The sequence below is a fragment of the Mesorhizobium sp. CA16 genome, assembly GCF_020165175.1.
GTDB lineage: Bacteria > Pseudomonadota > Alphaproteobacteria > Rhizobiales > Rhizobiaceae > Mesorhizobium.
Genome location: NZ_JAIUHP010000010.1, coordinates 1 through 18,723 on the forward strand (window position 1 = coordinate 1; position 18,723 = coordinate 18,723).

Consider the following 18,723-nt stretch of genomic DNA (forward strand, 5'->3'; position numbering starts at 1 on the left):
GGGGAGAGGTGGCTCGGCGAAGCCGAGACGGAGTGGGGGTCGACCAGCGCTACATTAGCCAATGCATGCGCCAAGCTCCAATGCACGCTATCGCCATAGACCAGCCACTTGGAAATGTGTGCATCCCCCAGGCAATTCCGGGCGGAATTGCTCTACTGCTTGCGCAACGACTTGCCGGTCTCGGCGTCAAACAAGTGAATGCTTTCCTCGTCGAAGCTGTAGCGCACGGGCGCGCGTAACTCTGGGCATTCGCGCGCCGGCACCAGCGCGCTGATCTCCTTGCCGCCGGAGCCGAAGGTCACCAGCGCGTCATTGCCGTGGAACTCGATGAGATCGGCGGTGCCTTGCAGGACGTTGCTTGCACCCACGCCGGCCAGCGTCAGGTCGGGCGGCCGGATCCCGAGCACCACGCGATCGCCGTGCTGCAGGTGGAAACTCTGGCCACCGAGCGACAGCACCGTCCCCGCGCCGGTCAGCGTCCAGCCATCCTTGCCCTTGCCGACCGTCACGTCGATGAAATTCATGTTAGGCGTTCCGATGAAGCCGGCCACGAACAGATTGCCTGGGCGGCGATAGATCTCCGCCGGCGAGCCGATCTGCTCGATCACGCCGTCCTTCAACAACACGATGCGGTCGGCCAGCGTCATCGCCTCGAGCTGATCATGCGTGACATAGACGGTGGTGGTCTTCAACGATTGGTGCAGCCTGGCGATCTCGACGCGCATATGATTGCGCAGCTTGGCGTCGAGGTTGGAGAGCGGCTCGTCGAACAGGAACACTTTCGGCGTCTTGATCATGGCGCGCGCGATCGCCACGCGCTGTTGCTGGCCGCCGGAAAGCTCTGTAGGCTTGCGGCCGAGATAGGACTCCAGCCCGAGCGTCTTCGAGACCGCCTCGACCCGCTTCCTGATCTCGTTCGCCGGCACCTTCTGCCGCTTCAATCCGAAGGCGATGTTGTCGAAGATCGTCATGTGCGGATAGAGCGCATAATTCTGGAACACCATGGCGATGCCGCGGTCACCCGGCTCGAGATCGTTCACCACCTTGCCGCCGATCGACACCTCGCCGCCGCTGATATCCTCCAGCCCGGCCAGCATCCTGAGAAGCGTGGACTTGCCGCAGCCGGACGGCCCCAGGAACACGACGAATTCATGTTCCTCGATCGCGAGGTTGAGATCGCGGATGACGGTCGTGGCGCCGTAGGCCTTGTCGACATGGGAGCAAACGATGGCGGACATGCCTTATCCCTTCTCGCCGGTCAGCAGGATCTGCAGCTTGACGTCCTGCGGCTTGCCTTGGGCGGCGCGCTCGAACGCCTTGATGCTCTCGGAGAAATCATAGGTGCCGGTGATCAGCGGCTTGAGGTCGACCTTGCCGGAGGCGATCAACTGCAGGGCGCGGTCGAAGATGTTGGCATAGCGGAACACGGTCTCGATGCGCACTTCCTTGGAAATCGCCGCCGGCACGTTGAGCTCGACCGCCTCCACCGGTAGCCCGACCAGCACCACCGCGCCGCCCGGCCGCACCACGTCGAACAGGTTGGCGAAGGCCTTCGGGCTGCCGCTCGCCTCGAACACGATATCGGCGCCCCAATTGTCGGTCGCCGCTCGCACCGCATCGACCAGCGACTGCTTGCCGATATCGACCGGCACGATGCCGGGATACTGGGCAGCGATCGCAAGCTTCGGCGCGGAGAAGTCCGAGATCAGCACTTTTGCGCAGCCGCCCGCCAGCGCGGCGAGCGCGATCATGATGCCGATCGGGCCGCAGCCGACGACGACGGCGACATCGCCGGGCACGATGCGCGCGCGCGCCGCCGCCTGCATGCCGATGGCGAAGGGCTCGACCATCGCGCCCTCGGCGAAGGAGACATTGTCCGGCAGCTTGTAGGTAAAGGCCGCCGGATGGACGGCATAGGGCGCGAGAACGCCATGCACCGGCGGCGTTGCCCAGAAGCGGACGTCCGGGTCGACATTGTAGATGCCGAGCTTCGTCGCGCGCGATGAAAGGTTCGGCACGCCTGGCTCCATGCAGACGCGGTCGCCGACCTTGAGATTCGTGACATTGGCGCCGACCTCGACGATGGTTCCCGAAGCCTCATGGCCGAGCACCATGGGCTCGCGAACTATGTAGCTGCCGATGGCGCCGTGCGTGTAGTAATGCACGTCGCTGCCGCAGACCCCGACCGTGTGGATGGCGATCCTGACGTCGTCCGGTCCGACGTCTTGCGGCAGCGCGATCTCGCGCAGCGACAGTTCGCCTTTTTTCTCAAGCACCAGTGCCCGCATCGGGTATCCTCGCATCAACTTTTCTTTTGCCGGAAAACGGAATTCAGGAAGCCGCTCAAAACGCCGAGGAACAAAAGCGGCGGCAGCGACAGAAGCACGACCGAGGCGTTGAGGATTCCCCACGGCACGTTCATGCCTTGCTGGGAGAGCTCGGAAGCCACGATCGGCAGCGTCTTGGCGTTGGAGCTCGACAGCATCAGCGCGATCAGGAACTCGTTCCAGACCAGCACGAAGCTGAAGGCGATGGCGCCGATCAGCGAGCGCGCCGCGACGGGAAGCGCGATCCGCCAGAAGACGGCATAAGCGCCGTAACCGTCGACGAAGGCCGCCTCCTCAATCTCCTTCGGCACGCCCTGGAAGGCGGGAATGGCGAGCCACATGATCACCGATATGGTCAGCAGCGAATAGGTGACGATCAGCGCCGGCAAAGTGTCGTAGAGCCCGACCTGCAGCCAGATCACCATCAGCGGGATCGCCACCGCCACCGGCGGCAGGAAACGCAGCGACAAGACGAAGAACTGGATGTCGCCGGCGAAGCGGTTGGGATAGCGCGCCACCGCATAGGCCGCCGGCAGGCCGAGCACGACGCCGATCAGCACCGCCGAACCGCAGGCGACGACCGAGTTGTAGAGCCCGGTCAGCACGCTGTCGCGGCCGAGGATGTAGCCGATGTTGGCCAGCGTCGGCGTGAAGATCACCTTCGGCACCCGCGTGATGATGTCGACATTGTTCTTCAGCGCGTTGAGCGCCGTCCACAGAAGCGGGAACACGGCCAGGAACCCGGCCAGCGCCAGGATGGCCTTGGCGACCAGACGGCCCGGTCTTATCGGATATGGCTTCATGCCTGCACCCGCTTCCACAGCATGGTGAAGGTGATGACCGTCGCGATCATCATCAGCACCGCCATGGCCGAAGCGTAGGAGACCTTGCCGGACTCGATGAAGCCTTGCGAGAAGGCATACATGTCGAGCGTCTCGGTCGCGACGCCGGGCCCGCCGCGCGTCATCACATAGATCAGGTCGAAGGAGCGCAGCGACTCGATCATCTTGACGAACATCAGGCTGATCAGCGGCGCCTTCAGCATCGGCAAGGTGACATAGGCGTGGATCTGCCAACGCTTGGCGTGGTCGAGCCTGGCCGCCTCGATCGGCTGCGGCGGCAAGGTTTCAAGCAGCTTCAGCACGATGACGGCGAAGAACAGCCCCCATTGCCAGACGTCCACCGAAGCGACGGCGAACAATGCGGTGCCGGGCTTGGACAGCGGATCGAAGATCAGCCCGCCGGTGATCAGCCGGTAGGGATAGGTCGCGATGCCGTAGAGCGGGTGATAGGCGAACTTCCAGACGAAGGCGGCCGAGACGCGCGGCAAAAGCACCGGGATGATGAACAAAAGGCAATAGAAGTTGCGCAGGCGTGGGCCGGCGACCTCGAACATCAGCACACCCAGCCCGATCGCCACCACCATCGTCGCTACCACGGTGACGATCTCCCATTTCACCGAAACCCAGACGGCGTTGAGGAAGCGGCGGTCGAGGAAGAGATCGGCGAAGTTCGAGAACCACACCCAGGAGTAACCGGTCGTGCTCAACTCGCGGTTCTGCAAGGCGATCACGATGGCGTAGAGCGTCGGCACCATCGACAGCACCAGGAGGATGGCGAGGGTAGGAACCAGAAATGTGACCGGCAGGGAAGAGCGTCGGCGCATTGCCTATCCTTGGATATTTACTGCTGTCTGGTGAAGGTCCCGCGGCGCGCAGGTTCTGGCATTCGGACGAATGTCGCGAACCGCGCGCCGCGGGCGGGAGGATTACTTCTTCTTCACAAGCTCGTTGGCATAGGCCTCGAGCTCGTTGAGGCCGCCCTTGATGTCGGTGCGGGTGCCGGTGACCAGTTCCTCGAGGATGATGCCCCAGCGGTCGCCGAGATCCGGCCAGCGCGGATCCTGCCAGAAATTCACCGCCGTCACCTTGCCGGTGTCGGCCAGCGCCTTGCCGAGGTCGGCACCGTAGATATCGGCGAATTCCTTGCTGGAGAGGACGCTGGTACGGTTGAGCTCGCCGAACTGATGCGCATCGAGCCGGCGCTTCTCGTTCTCCTTCGAGGTCGCCCAGGCGATGAACAGGCCGGCGCATTTCTTCGCGGCGTCATCCGCATTGGCCTTGGTGCCGATGGCAAGGCCATGCCCGTAGCCGCCGCCCGGCAGCGGCGAGGGCGGCGGCAGGAAGCCGACCTTGCCGACCACTTGCGAGGTCTTCGGGTCCACCGCCATGCCCGACAGCGGCGTCGATTCGACGAGGATGGCGACCTGGCCGGAGAGGAAGGCGCCGGTCGATTCATCCCAGCTGCCGGTCTGCGTGCCCGGGGCCGAGTCCTTGAACAGCTTCAAATAGGCCTCAGTCGCCTTCACGGCGGCGTCCGAATTGAAAGCCGGCTTGTCGCCGTCGAACCACTTGCCGCCATAGGCCTTGAAGAACGGCATCCAGCGCCAGACATTGGCACCGGAGCCCCGCGCGCCGCGCAGCGCGATGCCGTACATGCCCTTGTCGGCATTGGTCAGCTTCGGCACGTCGGCGATCAGCTCGTCCAGCGTCTTCGGCGGCTGGATGCCGGCGGCCTCGAGCACGTCCTTGCGGTAGACCATCAGGTCGCCGCCGCCGGTCAGCGGCGCGAACCAGACTTTGCCGTCATAGGTGGCGACCTTCTGGCGGCCCGGATCGAAATCGGCGAAATCGTATTCAGCCGGATAATAATCGGTCAGCGGCGCGATCCAGCCCGAGGAAGCGAACAGCGCGACATTGGCCTCGTCGACATAGTAGACATTGTAGTTGCCGACGGTCGAGGCGTCGGCGCGCGACTTGGCGCGGCGGTCGTTCTCGTTGAGATAGTCGATCTGGAACGAGGCGCCGGACAACTTCTTGAACTCGTCCTTGGAGTCCTCCAGAAGCGTCAGCCCGTCGCGCGGCTGCGCCAGCACCTTGACCGGCGCCGAGCAGACCGGCGCTTGCGCCAGTGCTGCGGTTGAAACGGAAGCGGTAAGCACGAAAGCTGCACCGAGGCTGGCAGCGAGCCGGGTTGATTTCATTGATGTTTCTCCTCCAGGAACAAGCAAGTCCGCGGGCTAAGCGACCCTCACCGTCGCCCGCATGACTGCGACCCGCCGCCAAAATGAGGAGTTGGAAGGGGCGAAACTAGAAGCCCCGTTGCAGCAGACCTGTACTTTTATGCATTGTGCGGCGCAAAAAATGGCACCGGCAGAGTCTGTCCGTCACACGAGTATCAGTACGATTAGAGCAATTCCAGGAAAAGTGTGCAGCGGTTTTCCGTCCGGAATTGCGATGAAACAAAAAGCTAGGTGGCGAAATCAGGCCCGCAGCGTCAGCCGCTGCCGCGACAGCTTGCGGTAGGATGACGGCGTCATCTTGTGCTTGCGCAGGAAGGCGCGGTTGAAGTTCGAGATGTTCATATAGCCGACCTGGAAGCAGATGTCGGTGATCGGGATCTCGGTGTCGGCAAGCAGCTTGCAGGCCTGCCAGAGCCTGAGCTTGGCGACGTGGTCGCTGAACGAGTTGCCGGTGTTCTTCTGGAAGAAGCGCGAGAAAGTGCTTTCGCTCATCCCGGCCAACGCCGCCACCTCCGGCAGCTTCAGATCCTCAGCAAAGTGCTGGAACAGATAGGTCAGCGAGCGCTGGATAATATCCAGCGATTCCGCGTCGAGAAGCGGAGAAAAATCCGGCGACGACAGAAGCTCGTATTCCTGAGTGGTGGCCAGAAGGTCCAGCAGTTCGAGGAACATGCGGAACCTCGCCAGCCCATGCACCTCGCCCATTCGTTCCATCAGCTCGGCGCCGTCGAGCGCCGTCTCGCCATGGAAGACCATGCCGCGCAGCGAGCGTTCCAGGAACGGCTCCAGCTCGCGCAGCTCCGGCAGCAGCCCCGAGGAGCCGCGCAGCCGTTCGGGATCGAATTGCAGCACGATATCGCGGCCTTCGATTAGCTCGCCGGGTTGCACTGCCGTCACCCAGTCATGCGGCAGCCCGCCGCCGACGATGGTCAGATAGCCCGGCCCGAACTCGCCGATATGGTCGCCGACCAGCACGACGCCGGACGATTTCCGCAAGAGATGGATTTCGTATTCGGGATGGAAATTCCAGACATTGCGCTCCCACGGATAATCGTCCAACCGCCACAGGAAGCTCTCGCTGGCCTCCGTCACGATGTGCTCGAAGGCGGGCGCCGTGCGCGGGATCGCGGCTGTGTTCTTTCTGCGCCTAAACGGCATTCGTTCCTCCCGGCATGGCGCGCCGGCTTAATATGCCAGGGCATCCGTAGCAGCCCCCGGCCGGCAAATGAAAGAGGCGTCGCGGAATCCCGGCTCCGCCTGGATCAATCGCTAGCCGGGGCTCGTCCCTTGCCAATATGTCGCATTTCGTTCACAAGGCGACGCAAATGGCGCCATTTTGCGCCATTGTTGTGCGGCTTCCGGCCCTTTGGCCGACGCGCCGTGTTCTGAAAGAGCGGAACAATGTCTGCGATCGAAGCCGGCGCTCGCGCGCCGGAAAACCTTTGGCGTCAGGAAATCAGGGCAACGATCGCGCTCGCCTGGCCGATGGTGCTGACCAATCTCGGCCAGACCGCCATGACCGCGACCGACGTCATGATGATGGGCCGCCTCGGGCCCGACACGCTCGCCGCCGGCGCGCTCGGCTCCAATCTCTATTTCATGCCGCTGATCTTCGGCCTCGGCCTGATGCTGGCGACCTCGCCGATGATGGCGACCGAGCTCGGCCGTCGCCGCCATTCGGTGCGCGACCTGCGCCGCACCGTGCGCCAGGGCCTGTGGCTGGCGATCCTCATCTCGATCCCGATCTGGATTTTTCTCTGGCATGGCGAAGCGGTGCTTTTGGCCATGGGCCAGAAGCCGGAGCTCGCGCATGAGGCGGGCATCTATCTGCATTGGCTGCAATGGGCGGTGCTGCCCTTCTATGGCTATATCGTGCTGCGCTCCTTCATCTCGGCGCTGGAGCGGCCCGGCTGGGCGCTGATCATCGTTTTCGTCGCGGTCGCCTGCAACGCCTTCTTCAACTGGGTTTTCATGTTCGGCAATCTCGGCGTCAAGTCGATGGGCATTGCCGGCTCCGGCCTCGCCACCACTCTGTCAAGCATGCTGATGTTCGCCGGCCTGGCGGCGGTGGTGTTCAAGGAGAAGAAGTTCCGCCGCTACCGTCTGTTCGGCCGCTTCTGGCGCTCCGACTGGCCGCGCTTCCGCGGCCTGCTCAGGCTCGGCCTGCCGATCGCCGGCATCCTCGCCTTCGAGGTGACGATCTTCAATGCGGCCGCCCTGCTCATGGGCCTGATCGACGCGGATTCGCTGGCCGCTCATGCCATCGCCATCCAGATCGCCTCGATCTCCTTCATGGTGCCGCTCGGCCTCAACCAGGCCGTCACGGTACGGGTCGGCCTGGCGCATGGCGCCGGCAACCCTGAAGGCGTTTCGCGCGCCGGCTGGACGGCCTTCGTCATCGGCGTCTCCTTCATGGCGCTGATGGGGCTGGTGATGATTCTGTGGCCGCATGCGCTGATCAGCGCCTTCATCGATCTCACCGATCCGGTCAACGCCAGGGTGATCACGCTTGCCGTATCGTTCCTGGTGTTTGCAGCGCTTTTCCAGATTTTCGACGGCGCCCAGGCGGTGGCCGCCGGCATGCTGCGCGGCTTGCACGACACCAAGGTGCCGATGATCTACGCCGCGATCGGCTATTGGGGCGTCGGCCTGCCGCTCGGCGTGCTGCTCGCCTTCCATTTCGGCCTGAACGGCGTCGGCATCTGGATTGGCCTGGCCTCGGGACTGGCCGTGGTGGCGGCGCTGCTCCTGGCGCGCTGGCTCAGGCGCGACCGCATCGCGCCGCAGCTCGCCTTCGGGCATTGAGGCGGCATACTCTAACGCTACAGACTAATCTCGCGCGAGCCGTAGCTGTCCGGAGAGAGCACGACATAGCCGAGAGCTGCGAGCCGTCTGCCCCAATCGGCGTGGCATGGGCTGAGCCTTATGGTCCTGCTGTTCCACAGCCCGCTGCAACCCTGTGGCCTGAACAGCCTTGCGTCCAGCACCCCCGGCCGGTTCTCGCCGGCGGCCGAGATACTGACCCTTTCAGGCTTCTGCCCGGCGACCATGACCGACTGGGTCAGCCAAACGACGAACAGGCCCGCGAGAGCGACAAGATATTCGCGTGCATCGCCGACCGTCCCCCTCCCAAATTGCCGTTGCTCACAGTGAGGCGTACGCCGGCTTTGCTGCAAATCACGGTTGCGTGGTGTGAGGGGGCGAGGCACCACACCTGCTACTTGAATGTACGGACAAAGAGCCGTATATTACGTACAAAATACCGTACAGATGGCGAAATCTGGAGAATAGCAATGGTTCCGAAAACCGAGCGCTTTGAAATGAGGCTGGACCCGCGGACCGTCGAGTTGATCGACAATTGGGCAGATGAGCACCCTGAGGTGGCATCCAGAGCGGAAGCGATGCGGCAGCTCGTCGAGGCCGGCCTCGCGGCTGATGCCAGCCAAGCTCGGCTTAATCCTTCGCGGAGCGAGAAGCTGATCATCTGGTTGCTGACTGAGCTTCTCAAGCAACAGGACGACTATGAAGATCAGGAGACGGTTAAGCTCATCCAAGATGCCATCTACGGAGGGCATTTCTGGGCGCTCGAATGGAAGTTGACGGGCCTCTTCGACCCCCAGAACGCCAAGCCTCACGAAGTCGATTTCGTGGCTCGCACGATGACGATGTGGCGCCATATCGAAAGTGCAGCCGCCAAGTGGAGTGACAAGGACCGCGATCGTGTCAAAGCGGAGACAGGAGAGTGGAACCGCGATCCCAAGTTCGACGGGTTCGATGGCAACGAGGAAGGCACCTACTTCGGTATTGCACGGTTCCTCGTCCGAAACATGGGACGATTCGAAGAGTTTAAGAACAGGTCGCTCAACTCACATTCCAACCGGGTCGCCGAATACCGGGCGATGCTGGCCGTGTACGATCGCATCGAATGGAGCCCCACGCGCGATGGTCTTACGCTCGACGACGTGATCAAGATCCTGAAGCACGGATAGCCTTACCGTACCGCCTACCGATGAATATCGGCAGGCTGACTTCTTTCTGCCGACTTTGCACTCATCGGACTTTCCCGCTGTACGAGCAGGTGAGTCGTGCGATCACTAATAGCTTGGTTGCCCTCTGCTCAGCGCGCCCCTGCACGCTGCTCCAGCCGCCGTGCATATTGCGTCAGCGGAAAGCACATGACGAAGAAGATCAGCGCCACCAGCCCGTAGACCTTGAACGGCTCGAAGGTCGCGTTGTTGATGGCGTTGGAGGTCCTGACCAGTTCTTCGAAGCCGATAATCGAGGTCAGCGCCGTCGATTTGATGAGCTGCACCAGGAAGCCGACGGTCGGCGCGCGGGTGATGGCGAAGGCCTGCGGCAGGATTATCAGCCTCAGCTCCTGCAGATAGTGAAGCCCAAGGCTGGCGCCGGCGTCCCATTGGCCGCGCGGCAGCGCGTCGACGCCGCTGCGCCAGATCTCGGCCAGATAGGCGCTGGCGAAAAAGGTGAGGCCGAGCGCCGCAGCCGTCCAGGGTTCGATGCGCAGCCCCAGCATCGGCAGGCCGAAGAACATCAGGAACAGCTGCATCAAGAGCGGCGTGCCCTGGAAGAGCGCGATATAGCCCGAGGCTATCCGTTTGACCCATTTGTTCCTGGCGATGCGGAAGAACAGCACCGCCAGCCCGACCAGCGCGCCGCCGACGAAGGCGGCGAGCGACAAGAGCACCGTCCAGCGCGCGGCGAGCAGCAGGTTGCGGACGATGTCCCAGAAGGTGAACTCGATCATGACACGCCCGCCCCCAGAACACGGCGGCCGCCGCCGACCAGCAGCCGGCGCAGCCCCATAGACAGGCCGAGATACACTATCGTCACCACGAAATAGGTCTCGAAGGCGCGAAAAGTGCGCGCCTGCAGCATGTCGGCCTCGTATGTCAATTCGCGCACCGCGATCTGCGACACCACGGCCGATTCCAGCATCATGATGACGATCTGGCTGGTCAGCGCCGGGTAGATCACCTTCAGTGCCTGCGGCAGCACGATCTTGACGAACACCTGGCGGGGCCTGAGGCCGAGCGCTAGCGCGGCTTCCGTCTGCCCGCGCGGCACGGCGTCGAGGCCGGCGCCGACGATCTCGATCGTATAAGCCGCCATGTTGAGCGTCATCGCCAGCATCGCGGCCAGGATCGGGTCGAGCCTGACGCCTAGGCTGGGCAGTCCGAAAAAGATGAAGAACAGCTGCACCAGGAATGGCGTGTTGCGCATCACCTCGACATAGATGCCGATCGCCAGCTGAAGCGGCTTCGGGCCGTTTCTCTTGCCGGCCGCGCCGAGGATGCTGAGGAACGTGCCAGCCAGCGTGGTGACGGCGATCAGAAGGATCGTCGTCGCCGCGCCGCGCGTGATCGCGCCCACAGCGCCCGCAAGCCAGCCGAAGTCCAGGCTGTAGCCCATGGCGATTGACCTTGTTGGAGCTGCCTGACCGAAGAGAGGGTTCGGTGCCCCTTACGGCGCCGAACCGATAGGCAGATCAGTCCTTCAGGTTGTCCGGATTAAGCGGCGTTTTCAGCCAGGCCTTCGAGCTCTCGTCAAGCTTGCCGTCGGCCAGCATCTTGGCGACGGCGTCGTTCACCGCCTTCTTCAGCCGGTCTTCATTCTTGTTGAGGCCGATATGCGAGGGCGAGGTGAGCAGCTGGAATTTCTGCTCCGGCTTCAGCGCGTCCTGCTTGGCTAGCACCTGGGCGCCGACATCGTTGCCGACCACCATCAGCTGCGTCTGGCCGGAGATGAAGGCCTGGATGACGGAATTGTAGTTGTCGAAGCGGCGGATGTCGGCCGAAGAAGGCGCCGCCTGGGTCAGCGAGGTATCCTCAAGCGTGCCGCGATTGACGGCGACCGACTTGTCGGCGAGGTCTTCCTTGCCTTTGACGGCAAGCTCGGCCGGGCCAATGACGGCGATGTAGTAGGGCGCGTAGGCGGCGGCGAAATCGATCACCTGCTCGCGCTCCTTGGAGTAGCCGACGCTCATCAAAATATCGACCCGCTTGTCGGTGAGATAAGGGATGCGGTTCTGGCCGGTGACGCTGACCAGGTTGAGCTTCACCTTGAGTGAATCGGCGATCGCCTGTGCGACGTCGATGTCGTAGCCCTTGATGCTCATGTCGGCGCTGGCCGACGAGAAGGGCGGGAAGTCGGAGAAGATGCCGACATTGATGGCGCCGGCCTTGGTGATGTCGTCGACGGCGTCGGCCTTCGCTTGCGTGGCGAGGCCGGCGGCGCCGAGCAGTAAGGCTGCCGTGATGGCGGATTTCAGTGCGTTGCGAAGTAACATTGTTATTCCCCTGCGGAAGCTTGTTGTTGAAACCGGCCGCCGGCTCCAGCGCGGCGGTCGTGTTGGTAGAGCAATTCCGGAAGACGCGGTTTAGGCTTGGCGCCTTGGCCATAGCTTCCGTCCGGAATTGCGCGAGGCATCAGCCCTTCTTGATCGCCGGGCTGAACACCATCAGGCTCAGAATCTCGAACAGGACTTGGGCGCCGACATGGGCGGTGTTGGTGGTCGCGTCATATTGCGGCGCCACCTCGACCACGTCGCCGCCGACGATGTTGAGGCCCTTGAGGCCGCGCAGCAGTTCGAGCACCTCGCGCGTCGTCAGCCCGCCGACTTCCGGCGTGCCGGTGCCGGGCGCGAAAGCCGGATCGATGCTGTCGACGTCGAAGGAGATGTAGGTCGGGCCGTCGCCGACGATTTTCCGAGCCTTCTCGATGATGGCAGGAATGCCGAGCCCGGTCACCTCCTCGGCATGCACGACGGTCATGCCGGACTCGTAGGTGAACTCCCACAGATATTCGGCCGAGCCGCGGATGCCGATCTGAATCGTGCGCGAGGGGTCGAGCACGCCGTCCAGCACCGCGTTGCGGAACGGTCCGCCATGGTGGAACTTGGTCATATCGAACAGCCCGCTGGTATCGCAATGGGCGTCGATATGGATCATGCCGACCGGCCCCTTCTTGCCGACCGCCTTCAGGATCGGATGGCTGATCGAATGATCGCCGCCGACGGAGAGCGGCAGCACGCCGGCGTCGACGATCTGATTGGTCCGCTTTTCAATGTCCTCGTGGCTGATCTCCAGCCGGTAGCGGCTGCGGAACGGCGTGTCGCCGATATCGGCGACGCGCAGCTCATGCGTCGGCGCGCATTCCAGCACATGATTGTAGGGGCCGATGCGCTCGATGGCGCGCAACGCGCGCGGCCCGAAGCGCGAGCCGGGACGGTTGGTGACGCCGAGATCCATCGGCACGCCGATCATCGCCACCTGCAGGTCGCCAAAATCCGGATTGTCGGCCGCGATTTCGCGGTAGGGCGCGGCGAGGAAAGTCGGGATGCCGGAATAGGGGGCGAGGCGTGTGCCCGACTTGTTGAAGATCTTGTCGGCGACCTTGCGGAATTTCGGGTCGAACATCTCGCCGCCATGGCTCTCGCCATATTTGCGGCGCAACGCTTCGAGCTTGCCGCGATCATAACCCATGTCCGGTCCTCCTCTTGCCTACCTGCAGCGCTGCCCGCATGGACGATTTGCCAAGCCAGCCTGCTGTCCGGCTGGATCGCTGTCCGCCGCTGCGTTGCGGATTCCACGTCTCTTGAAAGCTGTTTCCGGGCAAAAGTGTCGGGCAGCCGCATTGAAAAATCAATTGATATTGTTAGGGTCTTGGCTGTGAGAAAATCTCACAAAGGAGGAGCCCCTCATGGCCAAGCGCCTGCCGCCGCTGAACCCTCTGCGCGCCTTCGAGGCCACGGCGCGGCACGCCTCACTGACCAAGGCGGCGGGTGAGCTCAATGTCACGCACGGCGCCGTTAGCCACCAGATCAAGGCACTCGAGCAGTCGCTGGGCGTAAAGCTCTTCGAGCGCAGCGGGCAGCGCGTGAAGCTCACGCCGCATGGCGCCGAATTCCTGCCGGCGGTATCGGCCGCCTTCGAGGGCATTGCCGCCGCCACCCAGCGCATGACGCGGCCGGCAAGCGCCGGCGCGCTGTCGGTCTCCTGCGTGCCGGCGCTGCTCTTGCTCTGGATGACGCCGCGGCTCGGCTCCTTCACGGCGCAATATCCGGACATCCAGCTGACGCTGATCCCGTCCAACGATCCCAAAGACATCCGCGCCGCGGACATCGACGTCTGCGTGCATTATGGCGACGGCAGCTGGAGCGACTGCTGGATACGCAAGTGGTCCGGCCTGGAGCTGTTTCCGGTTGTCAGTCCGACGCTGATCAACAACCGCCCGATCCGCAGCGTCCGCGACCTCGCCGACCACGTCTTCCTGCATGGCGACGATGGCCGTGAATGGCACACCTGGCTGGCCGCCGCCGACGCGCTCGATCTCGAACGCGGCCGCCGCCATCGTCTGGGCGATGCCCGCATGGCGACGGAGGCCGCCGTGCACGGCCATGGCGTGGCGCTCGGCGATTCCGTCACCGCGCGCGCCTTGCTCGCCAGGGGCATGCTGGTGGCGCCCTTCAGTTTGTCGGTTCCGGCGGTCGATGATTTCTACGTCGTCTGCCGCAATGAGATGCGCTCGGCGCCGATCGTCCAGCTCTTCATCGACTGGCTGTTCGCCGAGAAGGAACAGGACGAGGCCCGCGCCGATGCGCCGGTCGCCGGCCGCGTGCCGAGCCGCAGAAAACGCCCCGCCCTCAAGGTCATAGGCGCCAGGACCGCATCCTGACGGCTGGACTTGCAAAGCTGCTTTTTGTCGGGCCAGCTTGCAAAGCAGCAAGCGCGTTCGAAAATACGGTGCTAAGAGGCAGTTGCTAAAGCAATTCCGCGCAACGGGGTTCCGTCCGGAATTGATCGAACAAGGATTTGAAGCGTGGCGCCCGCGTTCCCGTGCGTTGTGCTTTATGGGTGAGCGAGCATGGCAAAGACCGATATAGCGCGGCGCGTCTACAACCACACCTGGAAGCTCGACCCGATCGTCCGCAGCCTGCTGGACACCGACTTCTATAAGCTTCTGATGCTGCAGATGATCTGGGGCATGTATCCCAAGGTCGATGCCACCTTCTCGCTGATCAACCGAACCACGTCGGTGCGGCTGGCCGATGAGATCGATGAGGGCGAGTTGCGCGAACAGCTCGACCACGCCCGCACCTTGCGCTTCTCGAAGAAGGAAATGATCTGGCTGGGCGGCAACACCTTTTACGGCCGCAAACAGATCTTCGAGCCGGAATTCCTCGCCTGGCTCGAGGATTTCCGCCTGCCCGAATACGAGCTTTCCAGGCGCGGCGGCCAGTTCGAGCTCTCCTTCGCCGGGCCGTGGATGTACACCACGCTTTGGGAAATCCCGGCACTTGCGATCATCAACGAGCTGCGCTCGCGAGCGGCGATGCGCTCCTTCGGCCCGTTCGCGCTCGACGTGCTCTATGCCCGCGCCAAGGCCAAGATGTGGGCCAAGACCGAGCGGCTGAAGGCGCTGCCCGGCATCCGCATTTCCGACTTCGGCACAAGACGCCGCCATTCCTTCCTGTGGCAGCGTTGGTGCGTCGAGGCGCTGAAGGAAGGCATCGGCGATGCCTTCACCGGCACCTCCAACGTGCTTCTGGCCATGGATAACGACCTCGAGGCTTTGGGCACCAACGCGCATGAACTGCCTATGGTCTTCGCGGCGCTTGCCAATTCCGAAGAGGGGCTGAGGCAGTCACCCTACAAGGTGCTGCAGGACTGGCAGCGCTACTATGGCGGCAATCTGCTGATCGTGCTCCCTGACACTTTCGGCACGGCCGCGTTCCTGCGCGATGCGCCGGACTGGATCGCCGACTGGACCGGCTTCCGCCCCGACAGCGCGCCGCCGATCGAAGGCGGCGAGAAGATCCTCTCCTGGTGGCGTGAGAAAGGCAGGGATCCCAAGCAGAAGCTGCTCATCTTCTCCGACGGCCTGGAAGTCGAGACCATCGAGGAGACCTACAAGCATTTCCGCGGCAAGGTGCGCATGTCCTTCGGCTGGGGCACCAACCTCACCAATGATTTCGAGGGTTGCGCGCCGACCGAAACCAAGAGCCTCGACGCCATCTCGCTCGTCTGCAAGGTCAGTGAAGCCAATGGCCGGCCGGCGGTGAAGCTGTCGGACAACCCCGCCAAGGCGACTGGGGACGAGAAGGAGATCAAGCGGTATCTGAGGATTTTTGGCGAGAAGGGCCGGGTGGAGCAGCTGGTGAAGGTGTGAGGCTTAAGGCCCGGACGAATGGAATTCCCGGATAAGCCGAGTTCCTTCGCGCCCCCCTCTGTCCTGCCGGACATCTCCCCCTCTAGGGGGGAGATTACGCTGTCATCTCCGCTTTCGCCAATCTCCGACGTCGCAGGAGGAGAGCTGGCGCCGAAACTGCTAATCTCCCCCCAAGAGGGGGAGATGCCCGGCAGGGCAGAGGGGGGCGCCGTAGAGCGCTATCGTCATAGGTTGGCTTTTCTAGCCGCCGCCCTTGCCTTCCTCCCCACCCCCGTTTTCGCCCATGCCTCCGACCGCGGCCACGTCCTGCTCCTCCCGACCGGTTACTACATCGCCGGCGGCGCGCTGGCGGTAGCCGTCAGCTTCCTCGTCCTGGCCCTGCTGCCGGCCGCTGCCCTCGGCAATTTCTGGCGTCGGCGCCTACCCCTATTTGCCTTCAGCGACACCCCCCGCATTGTCGTCAGCCTGATTTCCTTTGCCGGCTTTGCGCTTCTCGTCGCTGCCGGTCTCTCCGGCAGTCGCGACCCGCTTTCCAACCCTCTCCCACTGGTGATTTGGACGCTGCTCTGGGCCGGCTTCACCCTGCTGCAGGGCATGCTCGGCGACCTGTGGGCGTGGCTCAACCCATGGTATGGGCCCTGGCGCGTCGTGAGCCGGCTTGTGGGCGACCGATGGAGCGAAGCCCAGCCGTCACATCTGCCGTTAAGACTCGGCTACTGGCCGGCCTTCGTGCTGTTCTTCGCCTTCACCTGGTTCGAGCTGATCGATCCGGCACCCGACGATCCGGCCCGCCTGGCCCTTGCCGCCGGCCTCTACTGGCTGGCCAGCCTCGTCGCGATGCTCATCTTCGGCTACGACCCCTGGAGCAAGCGCGGAGAATTCCTCACTGTCTTCTTCGCCATGGTCGCCCGCTTCGCGCCTGTCGAACGTCTCGATGGTCGGCTCTCGCTCTGCTGGCCCGGTGCGAAGCTGCTTGCCGGCGACCCGCTGCCGCTGAGCGGCACGGCTTTCCTCCTGCTGGCGCTTTCTTCAGTGTCCTTCGACGGCCTGTCGAAGACCTTCTTCTGGCTCAGCCTGTTCGGCGTCAACCCGCTGGAATATCCCGGCCGCACCGCGCTGGTCGGCATCGGCAGCTTCGGCCTCGTGCTGACCCTTGTCCTGCTCGCGGCGGTGTTCGCTTTGGCCGCCTTTCTTGGACAGCGCCTCGCCGGCGATGCGCAGTCGTTCGCAAAAGCCGCCGGCCTGCTGGTCTGGTCGATCGTGCCGATCGCGCTCGCCTATCATGTCGCGCATTACCTCGCCGTGCTCCTGGTCGACGGCCAGTATGCGCTGGTCGCGCTCTCCGATCCTTTCGCGCTCGGCTGGAACCTGTTCGGTACCGCCAACAGGATGGTCGAGGCCGGCGTAGTCGCCGGCGCCGAGTCCGCCTGGTGGCTGTGGAACCTGCAGGCCGGCGTCATCATCGCCGGCCATGTGCTGGCGGTCCTCGTCGCGCATGGCCTTGCCTGGCGTCTTCATCCTCAGCCGTCGCGCGCAGCGCTCAGCCAGCTTCCACTCACGCTGCTGATGATCGCCTACACAATGTTCGGCCTGTGGCTGCTTGCCACGCCGACGGCGGGATGAGACAAGGGCCGCCGCCATGACGCGAGGGAAGCTAGCTTGCCACGTCGCGGCTTTGGTGATTTAGTTTGTACACATGCAATTTTCCCATCCCTCGGAAGGGGATGGCTTAGCCGCCTTATCGCTGGTCAAGACTGAAAAAAACAGGGGAACCGACATGGCTGACAAGAACGGATTTTTCGACCTCTCCAAGACGACGCTGTCGCGCCGCACCGCGCTGAAGGGTATCGCCGCCGGGGCCGGCCTGGCGCTGGCGCCGGGCTTCGTCCGTTACAGCCAGGCGCAGAGCTCGGCGCCGATCAGAATAGGCTTCCAGTTGCACCGCACCGGCATCGGAGCCGCCTATGGTCGCTGGTACGAGAAGACGAGCGCCGCCGCTGTCAAGGCGATCAACGACGCCGGCGGTATCGGCGGCCGCAAGGTCGAGCTGGTCATCGAGGATGACGGCACCGATCCGGCGCGCGGCGCCGAGGTGGTCAACAAATTCGCCAAACAGCATAAGACCGACATCGTCTTCGGCACCTTGTTCTCGCATGTCGTGATCGGCTCGGCGCCCGCCGCCGGCGAGAACAAGATCCCCTATTTCGTCGTCAGCGAAGGCCATCACGTCGCCTCCACCAAGCTTAACCGCTACGTCTTCCAGCCCGGCATCACCGACGTGAAGAGCCAGATCCAGTCGATGGCGCCGTGGATCGCGGCGAACGCGGGCAAGAAGGTGACGCAGATCTTCCCCGACTTCGCCTTCGGCTACGACCATCGCGACTACCTGCCGCCGGCGCTGAAGGCGCAGGGCGCCGACGTGATCGCTCAGATCGCCATCCCGCCGACGGAGTCGTCCTTCACGAAATATTTCCCGCAGATCCCGGCCGAGACCGAGGTGATCTACCATGTCATGGTCGGCCCTGCGGTGCTCACCTTCGTCAAGGAGCTCGGCGAATTCTATGGTTCGCAACGGCCGCAGCTCTTCGGCTTCATCGACTCGCTCGAAGCCGTCGACATCAACAGCCCCGGCCTCGAATTCCTCGACGGCAGCCATTTCTGGGAAGGCTCTCCGCGCTATGCGCAGCCTGACGATTCTGCGGCGCAGAAAGCCTACCGCGCCGCGGTCGGCATCGACGACAACGGCGCCGCGGTCGGTGACCCCAAGGACGTCTCCACCGCCGCCCACATGTTCGGCTGCTGGGAAACGCTCTACGTGGTCAAGAAGGCGATGGAAGACGCCGGCTACAAGGGACCCGAAGACCGCGCCAAGCTGGTCGAGGCGACCGAGGCGCTGAAGGAGTTCGCCGAAGGGCCGGAGCATCCGCAGGGACCGAAGACCTTCAACGGCAAGATCCACCAATGCTTCGGCGTCCAGAACATCTCCAAGGTCGAAGGCGGCAAGCTTAAGGTCGTCCACAAGACCAAGATCGAGGACGGTCTCTACGAGCCGGAAGGGGACTACACGACGCAGGCGCTGTGAGCTTAGCTGCTCCTGCAAACGTGAGCGCCAAGGCACCCCCCTCT

The 18,723-nt window shown here is 63.5% G+C and carries 17 protein-coding genes; 6 read left to right on the forward strand and 11 right to left on the reverse strand.

The annotated features are described in order from the left end of the window. Positions 1 to 152 precede the first annotated feature (152 nt). The 6 genes from LB525_RS15410 to LB525_RS15435 form a co-directional block, all read right to left on the reverse strand. Positions 153 to 1,238: an ABC transporter ATP-binding protein gene (locus tag LB525_RS15410; protein ID WP_224545247.1), complete on the reverse strand. Its 1,086-nt coding sequence runs from the start codon at positions 1,236 to 1,238 to the stop codon at positions 153 to 155. Between the two features lie 3 nt (positions 1,239 to 1,241). Continuing rightward, complete coding sequence (locus tag LB525_RS15415) at positions 1,242 to 2,288, reverse strand: NAD(P)-dependent alcohol dehydrogenase (RefSeq protein ID WP_224531618.1); 1,047 nt, start codon at positions 2,286 to 2,288, stop codon at positions 1,242 to 1,244. 14 nt (positions 2,289 to 2,302) lie between these two features. After that, entirely contained in the window at positions 2,303 to 3,115 is an 813-nt protein-coding gene (locus LB525_RS15420) for a carbohydrate ABC transporter permease (protein WP_411971030.1), read from the reverse strand. Between the two features lie 11 nt (positions 3,116 to 3,126). Further along, positions 3,127 to 3,993 (reverse strand): carbohydrate ABC transporter permease, encoded by an 867-nt coding sequence (locus LB525_RS15425; RefSeq protein WP_224531626.1) that lies wholly within the window; start codon positions 3,991 to 3,993, stop codon positions 3,127 to 3,129. Between the two features lie 102 nt (positions 3,994 to 4,095). Next, positions 4,096 to 5,370, reverse strand: a complete 1,275-nt coding sequence (locus LB525_RS15430) for an ABC transporter substrate-binding protein (protein WP_140846400.1) — start codon at positions 5,368 to 5,370, stop codon at positions 4,096 to 4,098. 279 nt (positions 5,371 to 5,649) lie between these two features. Further along, complete coding sequence (locus tag LB525_RS15435) at positions 5,650 to 6,567, reverse strand: AraC family transcriptional regulator (protein ID WP_224545248.1); 918 nt, start codon at positions 6,565 to 6,567, stop codon at positions 5,650 to 5,652. A 243-nt stretch (positions 6,568 to 6,810) separates the two neighbouring features. Between LB525_RS15435 and LB525_RS15440 the strand changes: the two genes are divergently transcribed. After that, entirely contained in the window at positions 6,811 to 8,214 is a 1,404-nt protein-coding gene (locus LB525_RS15440; RefSeq protein WP_224545249.1) for an MATE family efflux transporter, read from the forward strand. Positions 8,215 to 8,231: 17 nt separating this feature from the next. Here the strand turns inward: LB525_RS15440 and LB525_RS15445 are convergent, their stop codons facing one another. Next, complete coding sequence (locus LB525_RS15445) at positions 8,232 to 8,459, reverse strand: hypothetical protein (RefSeq protein ID WP_224545250.1); 228 nt, start codon at positions 8,457 to 8,459, stop codon at positions 8,232 to 8,234. Positions 8,460 to 8,702: 243 nt separating this feature from the next. Here LB525_RS15445 and LB525_RS15450 point away from each other — a divergent pair, with 243 nt between their 5' ends. After that, on the forward strand, positions 8,703 to 9,398 hold the full coding sequence (locus LB525_RS15450) for a YfbU family protein (RefSeq protein ID WP_224545251.1): 696 nt from the start codon (positions 8,703 to 8,705) through the stop codon (positions 9,396 to 9,398). A 128-nt stretch (positions 9,399 to 9,526) separates the two neighbouring features. Here LB525_RS15450 and LB525_RS15455 read toward each other — a convergent pair whose 3' ends face one another. The 4 genes from LB525_RS15455 to speB all read right to left on the reverse strand — a co-directional run bounded on the left by LB525_RS15455 (position 9,527) and on the right by speB (position 12,911). Then, positions 9,527 to 10,174, reverse strand: coding sequence for an amino acid ABC transporter permease (locus LB525_RS15455; RefSeq protein ID WP_224545252.1), 648 nt, complete (start codon positions 10,172 to 10,174; stop codon positions 9,527 to 9,529). Next, entirely contained in the window at positions 10,171 to 10,839 is a 669-nt protein-coding gene (locus tag LB525_RS15460) for an amino acid ABC transporter permease (RefSeq protein WP_224545253.1), read from the reverse strand. Before LB525_RS15460 ends, LB525_RS15455 begins: the two co-directional genes overlap by 4 nt. A 76-nt stretch (positions 10,840 to 10,915) precedes the next feature. Continuing rightward, the gene (locus tag LB525_RS15465; RefSeq protein WP_224545254.1) at positions 10,916 to 11,716 is read right to left on the reverse strand and encodes a transporter substrate-binding domain-containing protein; all 801 of its coding nucleotides are present in this window, start codon (positions 11,714 to 11,716) and stop codon (positions 10,916 to 10,918) included. Positions 11,717 to 11,855: 139 nt separating this feature from the next. Then, entirely contained in the window at positions 11,856 to 12,911 is a 1,056-nt protein-coding gene (gene speB, locus LB525_RS15470) for an agmatinase (RefSeq protein ID WP_224545255.1), read from the reverse strand. A 217-nt stretch (positions 12,912 to 13,128) separates the two neighbouring features. On the opposite strand from speB, the gene gcvA reads away from it, so the two are divergent. From gcvA to LB525_RS15495, 4 genes are all read left to right on the forward strand, one after another. Further along, entirely contained in the window at positions 13,129 to 14,103 is a 975-nt protein-coding gene (gene gcvA / locus LB525_RS15475) for a transcriptional regulator GcvA (RefSeq protein ID WP_095768121.1), read from the forward strand. Positions 14,104 to 14,292: 189 nt separating this feature from the next. Next, entirely contained in the window at positions 14,293 to 15,597 is a 1,305-nt protein-coding gene (gene pncB / locus LB525_RS15480) for a nicotinate phosphoribosyltransferase (RefSeq protein ID WP_224545256.1), read from the forward strand. A gap of 183 nt (positions 15,598 to 15,780) precedes the next feature. Continuing rightward, positions 15,781 to 17,220, forward strand: a complete 1,440-nt coding sequence (locus tag LB525_RS15490; RefSeq protein ID WP_224545257.1) for a hypothetical protein — start codon at positions 15,781 to 15,783, stop codon at positions 17,218 to 17,220. Positions 17,221 to 17,374: 154 nt separating this feature from the next. Beyond that, positions 17,375 to 18,679, forward strand: coding sequence for an ABC transporter substrate-binding protein (locus tag LB525_RS15495; RefSeq protein ID WP_224531642.1), 1,305 nt, complete (start codon positions 17,375 to 17,377; stop codon positions 18,677 to 18,679). Positions 18,680 to 18,723: the final 44 nt, after the last annotated feature.